At 60.2% G+C, this 13,950-nt stretch carries 14 protein-coding genes; 7 read left to right on the top strand and 7 right to left on the bottom strand.

Annotated features, from left to right (window positions below; genetic code table 11):
- Nucleotides 1-68 precede the first annotated feature (68 nt).
- Together ACR0EF_RS03780 and ACR0EF_RS03775 are read left to right on the top strand one after the other, a co-directional pair.
- Nucleotides 69-464 carry a BlaI/MecI/CopY family transcriptional regulator gene (locus tag ACR0EF_RS03780; protein WP_005983946.1) on the top strand — a complete coding sequence of 132 codons (396 nt, stop codon included), beginning with the start codon at nt 69-71 and terminating at the stop codon, nt 462-464.
- A complete protein-coding gene (locus tag ACR0EF_RS03775; protein WP_170363725.1) occupies nt 451-1,548 on the top strand; it encodes a M56 family metallopeptidase in 1,098 nt (365 codons plus the stop codon). The genes ACR0EF_RS03780 and ACR0EF_RS03775 overlap by 14 nt, the downstream gene beginning before the upstream one ends.
- Here the strand turns inward: ACR0EF_RS03775 and ACR0EF_RS03770 are convergent.
- From ACR0EF_RS03770 to ACR0EF_RS03745, 6 genes are read right to left on the bottom strand one after another with little or no spacing between them, the layout of a single operon-like run.
- Nucleotides 1,536-2,696 carry an NnrS family protein gene (locus tag ACR0EF_RS03770; protein ID WP_170371299.1) on the bottom strand — a complete coding sequence of 387 codons (1,161 nt, stop codon included), beginning with the start codon at nt 2,694-2,696 and terminating at the stop codon, nt 1,536-1,538. The genes ACR0EF_RS03775 and ACR0EF_RS03770 overlap by 13 nt on opposite strands.
- A gap of 9 nt (nt 2,697-2,705) precedes the next feature.
- A complete protein-coding gene (gene ubiV / locus ACR0EF_RS03765) occupies nt 2,706-3,617 on the bottom strand; it encodes a ubiquinone anaerobic biosynthesis protein UbiV (RefSeq protein ID WP_170371301.1) in 912 nt (303 codons plus the stop codon).
- A 4-nt stretch (nt 3,618-3,621) separates the two neighbouring features.
- On the bottom strand, nt 3,622-4,620 hold the full coding sequence (ubiU, locus tag ACR0EF_RS03760; protein ID WP_170371303.1) for a ubiquinone anaerobic biosynthesis protein UbiU: 999 nt from the start codon (nt 4,618-4,620) through the stop codon (nt 3,622-3,624).
- Nucleotides 4,617-5,144 (bottom strand): ubiquinone anaerobic biosynthesis accessory factor UbiT, encoded by a 528-nt coding sequence (ubiT, locus tag ACR0EF_RS03755; RefSeq protein WP_170371605.1) that lies wholly within the window; start codon nt 5,142-5,144, stop codon nt 4,617-4,619. The genes ubiU and ubiT overlap by 4 nt, the downstream gene beginning before the upstream one ends.
- 48 nt (nt 5,145-5,192) lie before the next feature.
- Nucleotides 5,193-5,726: a DUF2478 domain-containing protein gene (locus ACR0EF_RS03750; protein ID WP_170371305.1), complete on the bottom strand. Its 534-nt coding sequence runs from the start codon at nt 5,724-5,726 to the stop codon at nt 5,193-5,195.
- A gap of 12 nt (nt 5,727-5,738) precedes the next feature.
- Nucleotides 5,739-6,218, bottom strand: a complete 480-nt coding sequence (locus ACR0EF_RS03745) for a hemerythrin domain-containing protein (RefSeq protein ID WP_254428897.1) — start codon at nt 6,216-6,218, stop codon at nt 5,739-5,741.
- Between the two features lie 105 nt (nt 6,219-6,323).
- On the opposite strand from ACR0EF_RS03745, the gene ACR0EF_RS03740 reads away from it, so the two are divergent.
- From ACR0EF_RS03740 to ACR0EF_RS03730, 3 genes are all read left to right on the top strand, one after another.
- On the top strand, nt 6,324-6,752 hold the full coding sequence (locus tag ACR0EF_RS03740; RefSeq protein ID WP_170339775.1) for an RrF2 family transcriptional regulator: 429 nt from the start codon (nt 6,324-6,326) through the stop codon (nt 6,750-6,752).
- A gap of 255 nt (nt 6,753-7,007) precedes the next feature.
- Entirely contained in the window at nt 7,008-7,889 is an 882-nt protein-coding gene (locus ACR0EF_RS03735) for an AraC family transcriptional regulator (RefSeq protein WP_170371307.1), read from the top strand.
- Between the two features lie 139 nt (nt 7,890-8,028).
- Entirely contained in the window at nt 8,029-9,006 is a 978-nt protein-coding gene (locus tag ACR0EF_RS03730) for an oxidoreductase (RefSeq protein ID WP_170371309.1), read from the top strand.
- A gap of 137 nt (nt 9,007-9,143) precedes the next feature.
- Here ACR0EF_RS03730 and ACR0EF_RS03725 read toward each other — a convergent pair whose 3' ends face one another.
- Nucleotides 9,144-9,977, bottom strand: coding sequence for a DeoR/GlpR family DNA-binding transcription regulator (locus ACR0EF_RS03725; protein ID WP_170371311.1), 834 nt, complete (start codon nt 9,975-9,977; stop codon nt 9,144-9,146).
- A 169-nt stretch (nt 9,978-10,146) separates the two neighbouring features.
- Between ACR0EF_RS03725 and ACR0EF_RS03720 the strand changes: the two genes are divergently transcribed.
- Together ACR0EF_RS03720 and ACR0EF_RS03715 are read left to right on the top strand one after the other, a co-directional pair.
- Complete coding sequence (locus ACR0EF_RS03720) at nt 10,147-11,808, top strand: Na/Pi cotransporter family protein (RefSeq protein WP_170371313.1); 1,662 nt, start codon at nt 10,147-10,149, stop codon at nt 11,806-11,808.
- Nucleotides 11,809-12,003: 195 nt separating this feature from the next.
- The gene (locus tag ACR0EF_RS03715) at nt 12,004-13,929 is read left to right on the top strand and encodes a DUF3604 domain-containing protein (RefSeq protein ID WP_254430015.1); all 1,926 of its coding nucleotides are present in this window, start codon (nt 12,004-12,006) and stop codon (nt 13,927-13,929) included.
- Nucleotides 13,930-13,950 lie beyond the last annotated feature (21 nt).

Here is a 13,950-nt window from a genome sequence, read left to right as displayed (position 1 = left end):
GCTTTGCGTAACCGCGAAAGGATGCTTGTCTGGCAAGCATAACAGGCAAAATGGTGACACCGAGACCGATGCGAAAGAGAAAGACAGGAAATCTGCTGACCGAGGTTGAACTGGAGTTCATGAACGAGCTCTGGGCACTTGGCGAAGGCTCGGTACGCGACGTGCTGGACCGGCTGCCGCCCGAGCGGAACCTGGCCTACACCTCGGGCGCGACGATCCTGCGTATCCTGGATGAAAAGGGATTTGTCCAAAGCCGCAAGGACGGCAAAACCCTGATCTACCGCCCGCTGCTTGAAAAGGACACCTATCAGGCGCGGTCGCTGCAGAACCTGTCCCGCACGTTGTTCGATGACACCCCGGCCTCGCTGGTGGCACGTCTTGTCGATGACGCCGGCCTGACCGAAGCTGATCTGGAGGAAATTCGAGCACTGGTAGAGAGGAGACTGCAAAATGACAGCGGTTAAACCGGTTCTCGATGTATTTCTCGACCTGAACGTGGTGCTGGTTCTTTCGGCACTCATCTGGTTGGGCGCCCGCATGGCCGTAGCCCGAACGCGCCTGCGGCACGACTACATGACACAGCTGCGCGTGCTGAAGGTTCTTTGCGTCTGCGTCATGCTCAGCCCTGTTCTGGCCCTTGGGGTCACGGCAGCCGCCGGTTTTTTCTGGCCGGGTCAGGCCGTTTCCATCGGAGATATTGCAGTAGCGGCCTATTTGCGCGGTGAAATCGCGATGCCGGCTACACAATTCGAAGCTCTGCTAAACACGCGCGAACGTTGGGTCGACACGGTTCTGTCCGGACAAAGCGCCCTTGTGACGGCCGTGCTCGTGCTGCTGGCCTTGGCCGCCCTCCGGATGCTGGTCCGCACCGTCCGGGATGCGCTGGCAATCCGCGACACGGTGGTTTCAAGCTTCCTGTGGCGGCGTTCGGCCAACGTGGACATTCGCTTGTCCGATCGGATCACGGTTCCATTTGCCGTGCGCGGGGCGCGTCGTCGCCACGTTGTTCTGCCCAGCCATCTGTTGGACACCCCCCGTGAGCTTCGATTTGCCCTGGCGCATGAATTGCAGCACGTTCGCGCCCGGGATGTCGAATGGGAGATTGCGTTTGAGGCCGTGCGACCGCTGCTGTTCTGGAACCCTGCCTACTGGGTTTTGAAATACCAGTTCAGCCGATTGCGCGAACTGGCCTGCGACCAGTCCGTCGTCACCCGGCGTGGGATCGACGCGCGCGACTATACCGACTGCCTGCTGGACTATTGCGCCCGCACCGTCGCACAAGGCCGGCCACTGGTTTTGAACGTGGCGCTGGTCTCGGGTGGCAAGGCCAAACGGGTTCTGAAACAGCGTGTGATCGCGCTGGCCGATGCGCCCTCGTTCTCGGCACCGTTGCCGGCAATCTTCATGGGTTCGGCCCTGCTGTTCGCTGTTCTGCTGGCCTTGGGTGCCGCCACGATCCGCCAGACTCAGGATTGGAGCCATGACCGGCTGATGCTGTCGACCGTCGTGAACCTTGAACGGCTCGAAGCACGCAATCAGGGCAACTGATCGGCGACGCTCGGATCCATCCTGTTGCTGGCCCGACCGCTGAAAACGGGTCGCTCGAGCGGGCGGCCCAACGCTTGGACGTGCCGGCAGAGGAACACGGCCCAACATGCTCCCCAAGCCAGGGCCGCGGGCACGTCTGCAGAGGCTGTCCGCAAAACAGCGGCAAGGCACAAAAAGGCAAATCCGATACCATCGATCGCGCTTGGGCTCAGTCGGTCGCGACGTCGCGCGACCGCACGGGCAGCTACGGCATAGATCGCGCAGCTGACCGCTCCGACCGTCAGAACGTGCAACGCATCATGCGCCGCCAGCAAATCGGGGAAGTACAGCGAAGCCGCCAACAGGGACAGACCAGCGGGCACCCACGCAAAGGCCATATGAAGCATCGCCAGCAATCCATCCTGAAGAACTGCCGCTGAATGCCAGAGCCACAGACGCCCGCCCTCGCACCCCGCGCAGATCACAAGAAGGACGCCGATAAGCGGACCATCAGCGACGGAAACAAGCCCAAGAAGCGCTGCAGTCAAAGCCAGAGCTGCCGCCGAAGCGTCCCCCAATGCCCTCGCGCACCGAAACCGATGCGCGGCGGTTGGGCTTTGGTGCGTCCAATTCCATGTAAATGCAGCGATCATGCGCCCGCCGACAACCGACACCAAAAGTGCCACAAGCAAAACTGTGAAGAAGGACGGCGCAGACCCAGTTAGAAAGGCAAGCTGGCAGATGGCCAGGAAAAGGGCAAAAAGCGCCTGCAGCCCTCCGGCAACCGCCTGCGCGCGCAGTGCAGCCCAAGCGAGACGACCGGCGAGAATGAGCAAGAACGCCGTGCCCATTGGGACGATGAACATGGGTTTGCCCCCAAGCGCACCGATCGCGGCCAATCGGGACATCGCCCAAAGCGCGAACAGCAACAAACTGCCGGGCGGCGAGACAGAACCGCCCCCCGACCAGCTGCGCATCGCTGTCAGCGAATAGCCCGCAAATGCCGCGCCGACGAAGCCAAACAGCATCTCATGCGCATGCCAGGCGTACAGCCCCGGCAACGGCGACCAATGGGTGATGAAATCCTGCCCCAGAAACAGGCCGCTAACCCCCAAAAGGGCAGCCGCCCCCGCCGCAGGAAACATGATCCGATGAGGCGAGGACAGCATGCTTTCCGATCATGCAAGGGACGCCTGGGCTATCCTGCGGTAGCCGGCCTGACCGTGGTAGAACCCGTTGCTGAACGGCGTATCCGCACAAACCTGCCGCAACCGGGCCTCGGCCGCCTCGGTCGGCATGCTTTGATCCAGCACCGCCCGGTAAACCTCGGCGACGGTGACCATGTCGACGGCCTGCGGCATCAACCGCAAATGGCTCACACCATCGGCAACCAGTTGCGGCAGCTCCTGCAGCAGGATCAGATACCCTTCGGATTGGGTCTGGATCCCGTTGATGCGCAGGATCGGCTGCTCATCCCTCGTACGCAGTGGCATCCCGTCGGGGTCTTCTTCGCAGACGAATTGGCAATTGTCCTTTGTCCGCCCGTGCGAGCGCGCATGATAGCACCGCGCCGAAACGGCCAGCGACGCCCGGCCAAAGACCTGCACTTCAACCCCAAGGCCCATGTCGCGCGCCATTCGCGCCGCGACGGCGATCGAGGGCGCTGGCAACTCGGTTGGCAGGCAGACATGCGTCGCCCCCTTGGACGCCATCCAGCGGATTGTGGCCTCGTTATAGGCATTCATGAACGGGCCGATGCGATGCGGTCGCGTACCGCGTGCATACAGTCCCGCAGCGTTGTTGATTTCGATCTCGGGCGACTCCATTTCGGCCAGATCTTCGGTGGCCTGGCGTTCTCGTTTCAGCATCACTTCGGCCAAGGAGGACAAAATCACCTTTTTACCCGCCCGTTCGAGCCTTTCGATCATGGACGGCAGGTCAGCCTCTTGAAACGGGGCGCGTTTTGAACAGATGACCTCGCCCAGATAGACCTCATCCACCGAAGCTTCGTCGGCGACACGCGCATAGAAATCCCGGCGTTGGTCGGCCGACCAGTGATAGGCGATCGGACCCAATGTAAGTTTCGTCATCGTTTCACCGCCATTTCTTCGTGGCAAAAGCGCCTTGCGTCTGTTTCTGACCCTCGGTCAGTGCGACGAGGTTCCCGATATCCGCATCGCGACCCGCCCGGATATCGTCGACAGCGTTCCGAAATGCAGACACCACGGACCGGACATAACTCTTGGACCTTTGCCGCCCTTCGATCTTGAACGCATGGACACCGGCATCGATCAACTCGGGCAGAAGTCGGGCCAGGTTCAGGCTGATCGGTTCCTCGAACGCATAGTACCCGTCCGGGCGATGAGCGACCTGATAGCGGCCCTTGCAAATCGTCGGATAACCGGCCTTCTCATCTGGCCCGAACCGGTCGATGGTAAATCCAGCCAACTTCGATGACATCGAACCATCGGCATCGCGCACATACTCCACGTCGGACGCCGGCGAACAGACGCCATCGAGGTTCGTGGACTGCCCGGTCAGATAGTTCGTCAGGCTGCAGCGCCCTTCGACCATCAGACCGTGATTTCCGAAGATGAAGGTTTCGATCTCACAGGGGATTTCTTTTCGGATCTGCCGGATCTCGGGAATGGTCAAAATACGGGGCAGGACCACGCGTTTGACACCGAAATTCTCGCAATAGTAGCGGATCGCCTCGGGTGACGACGCTGCAGCCTGTACCGACAGGTGCAAGCGCATCTGTGGATGGGTTCGGGCGATGTAGTCGGCCACGCCCATATCAGCCACGATGAAGGCATCAACGCCGATCCGCGCACCGGTGTCGGCAGCGTGCCGCCAAAGGTCGACCTTGCCCGCCGGGGGATAAGTGTTGAGTGCCAGAAGGACCTTGGCACCCTTGGCATGGGCATAAGCGACCGCCTCCTCCAATTCCTGCGGCGTGAAATTCAGCCCCGGAAAATTCCGGGCGTTGGTGGCGTCCTGAAAGCCGCAATAGACGGCGTCGGCCCCGGCATCGACCGCTGTGCGCAGGGCAGCGGGAGTTCCGGCGGGGCATATCAATTCGGCGAGGCTCATGAAGCAGTCGCTCCTTCTACTTCTTGGTAATTTCGGCGCAACCGGGACAGGATCGCGCGGCCAGGCGGGCCGAACATGTCCGCAGCCTCCTGAGCGATGGATCCATCCATGTCGTCCAATGCATTGCGCAAACGGACGACGGCCTCGGTATCTCCAGTGATCTCCAGATCGCGTGAGAAAAAGGCCGCGTCGCCGTCCTGTTCCGCATCAACCAGCTCCAACAGCAGCAGGAACCGCCCTCGGATAATTGCTGTTGCGTCAGGCAGCATCGACCGCGGTACGGCACGAAAGCTCAGGTTCTGAGGATCTGGACGCAGATGCAGCGCGAACGGCAGCTCGATCGGGTCGATCAGGAAATCGGCGCTTTGATACGGGCCAAGTCGGGCAAACAGCGCAGGATGTTCCTGCGCGACCCTACGGACCACACGCGCGAGAATGGGCTGAACCGCCAAGCAGGCCAAACGCGAGACGACTGCCTGTCCCGGCGGCCTTGGCCTGTTCGATGTCTGTGTTGGGCTCACCATATGCTGCATGTACTGCCTCATCCGTTTGGCTGTTGTATTTGTGCGGGTTCAACCCGGTGCCGCCGTGTTTCGGCCTTGCGCGATGGACGATCGGCACCATTCGCCCACAACGTCCTCAATGGGCGGCAGGAGTTTGGCGGTTCCACCGGCAAACTGATCGAAAGCGGCGCGATGGGTTTTGCTCACGCCGATCAGGACCGGAATATCCCGCGCCAAGGCCTCGGCAATGAGGGTGCGAAATCCGCGACCCTCGGCCTCGCTGAGTCCGAACTTGTTCAGCAGAACAATATCGCAACCGTCATCTCGCAACCGAGCGGTCGCGATGCCGACCACGTCTTCGATCGCACCCGCGTCCATGCGGCACGCGCCTGAGCCCGAACCCAGATCCTGCGTGATCCGGATGTCGGGACCATGCGGCAGCAGTCCAAGCGTTGTCTCACAAAACTGGGCGCCAATACCCGGAATGTTCACACGCAACGCTCCGAGCAAGCGCAGACCTTCTTCCTGCAATCGCGCGGCCACTGTCGCCAGCAAATGATCCGTTCCGCCTGCCTCACTGGCGTCGACACCTGCAAGAAGCATGATTGATCCCCTCTACCGTTCGAACCGTGGAAACAGGACCTGGTTTTCAAGCATCATGTGCCGGTCAAGATCCGCCAAAAGGTTCCGCAGCCCATCGTAAAGCCGTCGCCAAGACCCGCAGGCATGTGCGGGCGGTGTCAGGTCATGGGTGATATGCCGGATCAGAGCGATACTCTCGGCGTGGCCATCGTGATCGGCGCGCATAACCCGGATCGGGTTTTCGATCCCTTCCATGCCGCCCATGCGCATGGCGGGGAACAGGACGATCTCCTCTTTTGCCATGTGCGTTTCCATTTCGGCCGCCAGTTCGGCCAGCGCGCGGACCAACCCTCGGGGGGCTTGGGGATCGTCTCGGTGAACCAAGGCCACGCGTTCAGCAAGATGTTGAAGCTGTTCAAGCTCGGTCCGGTGTGTTTCGTGATACCGTGTGAGGATGTGATCGATCAGGGCGCCTGTCTCAAGATCAGCTTCGTGCATATCGAAGTTCGTCATGGTCCGTGCTTTCAGGTTCACGACCCGAGCATCTCGAATCGGAATTTGATTTGCGCATTCTGTTCTGCTAATACGCATAGAAAATACCGATTGGAAAACGCGACCATGCGCCTCACCTCATTCACTGACTATGGTCTCCGCATTCTGATGCGGCTGGCTGGCAGCCCGGACCGCCCGTTTTCAACCGGCGAACTGGCGGATGAATTCAAGGTGTCACGCGCCCATCTCGCCAAGGTCATTTCGGCGCTGGCCAATGCCGGATACCTCAAAACGCGGCGGGGCGGTGGCGGCGGGGCTGTCCTGTCTCGCCCGGCGTCGGACATCCGCTTGGGCGACGTAGTGCGCACTCTGGAGACTGGGCAACCAATCGTTGAGTGTTTCTCGGCCGATGGCAGTGCGTGCACTCTGACTCCAAGCTGCCTTTTGAAGGATCGACTGAAGCAAGCCGAGCAAGCGTTTTTTGACGACCTGAACCGGGCAACACTGGCTGATTGCATCTATCGTCCACCGTGGGAGATTTCGGCGGCGGAATAGCAGCCGGTCTGCCCCTTCGGACAATTCGCCTGGGTTCTCTCAGAACCAATCAGGCTGCGAACACTGTTACCTTTGTGCTTAGACCGGTCAGATCAGATGCCCCCCAATCTCGGCAGCGACGGTCAACCGCACGCCTCTGGAAATTCAGTCAGCTGTTTCTCCGGCGGACTTGCCTGATCCTCCGAATGTCAGACCAAAACTCTTGTGCGGAAAAATGCAGGTTGTAGTCTTGGCAGACTGGCCGGAGAGACCCCATTGGAACTGCAGAGACTCCTTGACGACGCCAAGGCGCTGATTACCGAGGCCCAGCTGGATGACGGCTTTTGGCCCTGTGGTGTGCGGGACATGGTATTGGCCCAGACGCGCCAATCCAAACGCCCGTCATGCTCGGTCGTTGAGCCCATGATCGGGCTGGTGCTTCAGGGCAGCAAGTCGGTGCAGTACGGAACCGAGCATGTCCGTTATGACGCAGGGGACGTCATTGTCGTGGGAAGCGCCCTGCCAATGGTCTCGGGCCTTGTGGATGCCTCGCCCGAAAACCCCTACATCGCCCTGTATATCGGCATCGACATGCGCGTATTGCGGGGCGTCTACACCGACATGGGCGGCACCTCGCTGGACGATGCGGGTCCGGCCTTGGAAAGCGGTCAGGCCGACGCGGAAGTTATTGATTCATTTACACGTCTTTTCCGTCTGCGCCGAGATCCGATCGCAGATCAAACGCTGGGGGCCGCCGCCGTCCGCGAGGTATATTTCCGGGTTCTGCGCAGCGACAAAGGGCGCGCGCTGCGCCGTATCATCCGCGCGGACAGCAAGGCCAACCAGGTCGCCAAGGCAATCGCGCATATCCGCAAAGAGTACCGCTCGACGATCAAAGCCTCGGACTTGGCCGCGATCTCGGGCATGAGCGCGTCGGTATTCTATGACGCTTTCAAACGGGTGACGGCCAACAGTCCGCTGCAGTTCCAGAAAGACCTACGCCTGACCGAGGCCTTCCAACTGCTTCAGCAGACGGGAACGCCTGTATCGAGTGTTGCGCATGCAGTTGGGTATGAAAGCCCGGCCCAATTCAGCCGTGAGTTCGCCAAGAAATTTGGCTTTCCGCCCCGAGAACTGACCCGGGATCACGTGACCTGAGCTGCACGCTTTGCTCTTGGGTTTCGGAGAATCGAGCAAGAGTTGAGGAGGAAGCTCTGTGTCCCACCCGAGGCGGACAGGTTAGGTTCATCCATGATGCAACCGGGCGATGTTGCCCCCGAAATCGCAAGGATACCTGATGGCAGTTCCCGACCAAGTTCCTACAAATTCAGGATTTCACGCAAAAAGCACGGCGGCCGAAGTGCTGGCCGATATCGACCTGACCGGAAAGACCGCAATCGTAACCGGTGGCTACAGCGGTATTGGCCTCGAAACCGTCCGCGCCCTTGCCGACAAGGGGGCCGCGGTGATCGTTCCCGTACGCTCGGAAATCAAAGCTCGGGAGAGCCTGGCAAGCGTGGAAGGTCATGTCAGGACTGCACCGATGGACCTGGCGGATCTGGGATCAGTCCGACGGTTTGCCAAGACGGTATCCAGCGACTTGCAAAACCTGGATCTGCTGATCAACAACGCCGGGATCATGGCGTGCCCCGAGGCCCGTGTTGGACCCGGTTGGGAATCCCAATTCGGTATCTGCCACATGGGCCACTTTGCCCTGACCAAGTTACTGCTGCCGCTTTTGGAGCAAACACCGGGCGCGCGGGTCGTGGCTCTCTCCTCAACCGCGCACAAGATTTGTGACGTGCATTGGGATGATATCCAGTTCGAAAAGACGGACTACGACAAATGGCAGGCCTATGGGCAAGCAAAGACCGCAAATGCGTTGTTTGCCAACGCCCTGTCCCGCCGTTTGGCAGAGACCGAAGGGTTGGCGTTTTCGGTACATCCCGGTGGGATCTTCACCCCTCTGCAACGGCACCTGCCGGAGGAAGAGATGATCGCACTGGGTTGGCTGAACGAGGATGGCGAGCCGTCCGAATTGGCCAAGGAGGGTTTCAAGACGCCCGAACAGGGCGCGTCAACAACGGTTTGGGCGGCGACGTCGCCAAAGCTGGTTGGCAAACCCGGGGTTTATTGCGAGGACGCTGACATTGCTGCCCCGACCGACCCCAACAGCCCGACGGCCCGATATTTTGGGGTCAACGCACATGCCTGCGATGACGCATCAGCCGAAAAGCTGTGGGACATAAGCGAACGGCTACTGCAAGAGGCCTGATACCCACGCAATCCGGTCGGGATGATCCCGGCCGGACTACGCTTCTTAGGGATAAGGCAGCGCCAAGGTTTTGGACCGCAATTTCGCCCCCTGGCCCTCTGCGCTGCCGATCCCGGCCCGGGCTGGACCTCAACGGTTCAGGCCAAAGCCTGCTCGGGCGCAGGAACGGCGATCAACAGTTCGACATCTGCCACGCTCAGCGCCACAGCCAACTGGCTTGGCGGGACCGTGTCGACGATCAACGTGTCCAAATCCGACAGTTCGCACACTTTGTGCAACTGCTTCTGATTGAACTTCTGGGCATCCAGCAGAAGATGACGTTCCGCAGAACGGCCCAGCATCGCGCGTTTGACGGCGGCGATATCACCGATCGGCTCGCTGGGGCCATCATCGGACAATCCCGACGCGCCGATCATGCAGCGATCGACGTTGAACCGGCCCAGAAACTCCAGCGTTTCGTAACCAACGACGGCAGCCTCGGCGGCAAGGTAAGCACCGGGGCAAACAATCACCTCGGCCGCGCTGCCGCCCAGTGTCACGGCCACCGGAATAGAATTCGTGATGACAGTGCAACGTATGTCGCGATATGCCAATGAGCGCGCCAGTTGAGCGGTTGTCGAGCCCGAGTCGATCATGACCGTCTCACCTTCACGCACAAGGCCAGCGGCGGCGTTTCCTATCCGCTCGCGTTCGGCAACCCGGGCCGCATTGCGCTCGTCCAGGCTGAGATAATGCCCTTGCACCGGCGCCGACGCGCCACCGTGCGCACGCGCAATCAGGCCGTCTTCGGCCAGCGCGTCAAAATCCCTGCGGACGGTCTCGGTGGATACGTCGAAACTGCGGGCCAGATCACTGATGCGCACGTGCGGGCGCAGCTTGAGCTCAAGCAGGATACGTTGGCGACGATCGGACTTTTTCAGCCGATCCCGCCCTTTCTTGCTGTGTTTCTGACGTGTTTTGGCCTTTGACATCCTATTGCCCCGGCTAGACGACATTCAATTTCTGTGGCGTTTACCTCATATTTGCAAATATTTTGTTGCATTACCCTCAAACTGGTGATGAAAATCGTCGGACTCACCCCATTGTGGAAGGCAAAATGTTGGCCATGCAACGGCGCAGCGCAAACAAGGTATTGAACGCATGATCGTGCTGGCCACCCATCTGGCGGCCGGCGTCGCCCTGCTTTTGTGGTCTGTCCGGTTGATCCGGACCGGAGTGGAACGAGCGTTCCTGCCCGAGTTGAAACGCGGCCTGAAAATCCTGTCTGAAAACCGAATCTCCGCTGCATTGGGTGGCGGTATGGCAGCGATGCTGATGCAAAGCTCGACTGCAGTTGCATTGATCGGAGCCGGATTCGCGGTATCGGGCATGCTGGCCCCACCCTCGGCCCTTGCGCTGCTGCTGGGGGCAGAGGTGGGATCCGCCCTGATGGCAAAGGTGCTGACCCTGCCCGTCCAGGCGGTGATGCCATTCGCATTGCTGGTCGGCGTCGTGGTGTTTTTGAAAGCCGGTCGACGGCGGACGAAACAAATCGGGCGCATCACCATCGGTTTTGCCCTGGTGCTGTTGTCGCTTGGAATGATCCGCGAAGCCACAGTGCCAATCGGGGCCAGCCCAATCGTTCAAAGCATTGCCGCATATTTTCAAAGCGACTTGATCAGCGCCTATGTGGTCGGCGCAATTCTGGCGTGGCTCATGCATTCCAGCCTTGCCGCGGTGCTGACCTTTGCCACATTCGCGGCGTCAGCACTGGTTGGCGGCACGGTGGCCGCCGCGCTTGTCATCGGTGCCAATCTCGGTGGCGCCGTGATCTCATTCGCCCTGCTCTGGTCGCAGGAGCGCCCGGCCAAGTTGGTCGTCCTGGCCAACCTGGTGGCCCGGACCTGTGTCACTTTGGTAGCGCTGGCCCTGCTGCTGACCGGCGTACTGAACATTTCCGTGTTTGGCACAGCGGCCGGTCAACAGGTGGTGATGCTGCACATTGCAATTAATGTCGCCCTTCTGGTCGTTGCGCTGCCATTTACCAACCTGCTGATCCGGTTGGCCGACACGTTCGTTCCCCGCCATTCCAGCATCACCGCCGACAACGTGACCGCATTGGACCCCAGCGCACTGGACCACGTGCCTCTGGCGCTGGCCTGCGCACAGCGCGAACTGCTGCGCATGGCTGAAACGGTTCAGGCGATGCTGGTGCCGACCATTCACCTGTTCCGGAACTGGGACCCCGAACTGGCCCGCACCATCGAACTGCGGGAGAACGATGTTGACCGCATGCATTTTGACATCAAAATCTACGTCTCGCGTCTGCGGGAAGGCGATCTGACACCTCAGCAGGAGAAAAAGACACTTGAGCTGGTGTCGATGGCCAACAACCTTGAAGAGGCCGCCGACCGGATCGCGGTCAACCTTGTGGCGTTGGCGAAGAAAATGGCTGACGAGGGCATCACCTTTTCAAAGGAAGGTCTGACCGACATTGAACAATTCCACGATCAGATCACAACGAACGGCCAGTTGGCTCTGAGCATTCTGACCACCGGCGATGCTGAGGCGGCCCGTCAATTGGTGGCCGAAAAGGATCGGATCCGGATCGAAGAACAATACCTGCAGGAGCGACACCTGAAGCGCCTGCAAAGTCGGGGTCCAGCCAGCATCGAAACAACCAATATCCACCAGGAGACGCTGCGCCTATTGAAGCAAATCAACGCGGCGCTGGCCTTTGTGGCCTACCCGATCGCCGAGGAGACGGGCGATCTATTGGAAAGCCGCCTGGCCAAACCGCGGATAATCTCGGACGCACCTTAGTCACAGCATTCTTCGGGTTGTACTTTTTTAGACCGGCAGCTAAGGCTCCCGCCCTTCCGTGATTAAAAGGCTTTTCTGGCTTCCTGAACCCGGCAGAATTGACAGTTGGCCCCACTCACATGCTATCGTCATATCAGAATGTTATGACATAAAACTGTTTCTTTGAATTCGAGGCTGTTGAATTGGGAGGTTCTCATGCTGCGACTCTACGTCTGTTCAATGCTGCTGACACTCGGCCCGGCAGGCGTTCTCGCCGACGCTGTGCCGACCAAGGAAGCTGCAGAGGGAACCTTTGCCGAGCGTCCGTTCTCGCCCTATGCCAACCGGACATTCCCGGAGCGCCCTCTTTGGGGGGACACGCACCTGCACACCGGGTTGTCACTGGACGCCGGAACGTTCGGGAACACGCTGCTGCCGGATGACGCCTGGCGATTTGCGAAAGGCCAACAGGTCATCTCGTCGACCGGACAACCGGTTCGGCTTGCGCGCCCACTGGATTGGATGGTTCTCACGGATCACACCGACCTGATGGGGTTTGCCCCGGACCTGCAGGCCGGAAAGCCGGGGGTCTTGGCACATCCCAAGGGTCTGGAATGGTACGAAGGATACTCTGCGGGCGGGGACGAAGCTGCCAAAGCGGCGTTCGACATCATTTCCAATTTCTCGCAGATGACCCTGCCGGAAGACCTGCTTGAATCATACAGCCCCGGAGCGGACGCCTTTGCGTTTACCTGGGAACATATCGTGATGGCCGCGGAACGGCACAACGACCCGGGCAATTTCACAGCGTTCATCGGTTTCGAATGGACCTCGGTGCCCAAGGGATTCAACCTGCATCGAAACGTCATGCTGCGCGATGGCCCGATCCGTGCGCTGCAGATGGTGCCGCCGGTCACGCAGCCGCCCTATGGGAATACGGATCCGAAGGCACTTTATGAGTGGCTCGAGGAGTACCAGGCCAAGACCGGGGGCCGTGCCGTTGCCTTCGCGCATAACGGCAATCTGTCGAACGGCTGGATGTTCCCGACGGAAGACACCTATCACGGCGGCAAGGTGGATGAGGAATACGTACAGAACCGCGCCAAGTGGGAACCGCATTACGAGGTCACCCAGATCAAGGGTGACGGCGAAGCCCATCCCTATCTCAGCCCTGACGACCCATTTGCCGACTATGAAAACTGGGATGTCGGGAACCTCGATATCTCCGAGCTGAAAACCGATGACATGCTGGCCGGCGAATATGCGCGTGAGGCGCTGAAGCGCGGGCTGATGCTTGAAGAGAAATTCGGCGTGAACCCCTACAAGTTCGGGATGGGCGGCGCGACGGACAGCCATACGTCGCTGGCAACGGCCGAGGAAGACAACTATTTCGGCAAATCCGTAAGCGCCGAGCCGTCGGCCACACGCGTTCTGCACCCGTTTGTCGAAAGCGATCTGGGCGCCTTTGAGGGGCATACGCTGGTCGCATCGGGCTATACCGCCGTCTGGGCGTCCGAGAATACGCGCTCGGCCATTTTCGACGCGTTCAAGCGACGCGAGACATACGCCACGACCGGGCCTCGCATCGGGCTTCGTTTCTTCGGCGGATGGGATTTCGATGAGTCCGACCTGCTGACGCGTCTTGTGGCTGATGTGGGATATACCAAAGGCGTGCCGATGGGCGGTGACCTGCGTCCGCCCGAGGGTGAAGGCGCACCGACTTTCCTGATCGGCGCGCTGCGTGACCCCGTCGGTGCGAACCTTGATCGAGTTCAGGTCGTCAAGGGCTGGTTGGATGCAGACGGCGCGCTTCAGGAAAAGGTCTACAACGTGGCCTGGTCCGACGATCGTGCGCTGGATGCCAATGGCAACCTTCCCGAAGTCGGCAATACCGTCGATCTGGATACCGCCAGCTGGAGCAACTCGATCGGCGCATCGGAATTGGTGACCGTTTGGACGGATCCCGACTTCGATCCCGACGCGCGGGCATTCTACTACGTGCGGGTTCTCGAAATCCCGACCCCGCGCTGGGTGCTGTACGACAAGCTTCGTTTTGGAATCGATCTGCCGGCCGAGGCCCAGCTGGTCCATCAGGAACGGGCGTATTCTTCACCGATCTGGTACACGCCTGCCAGCGAATGAACCAAGACCGAAACCGGGGGC

Source organism: Ruegeria sp. CG8 (assembly GCF_056537165.1).
This window is presented reverse-complemented; position numbering and strand designations above follow the sequence as displayed.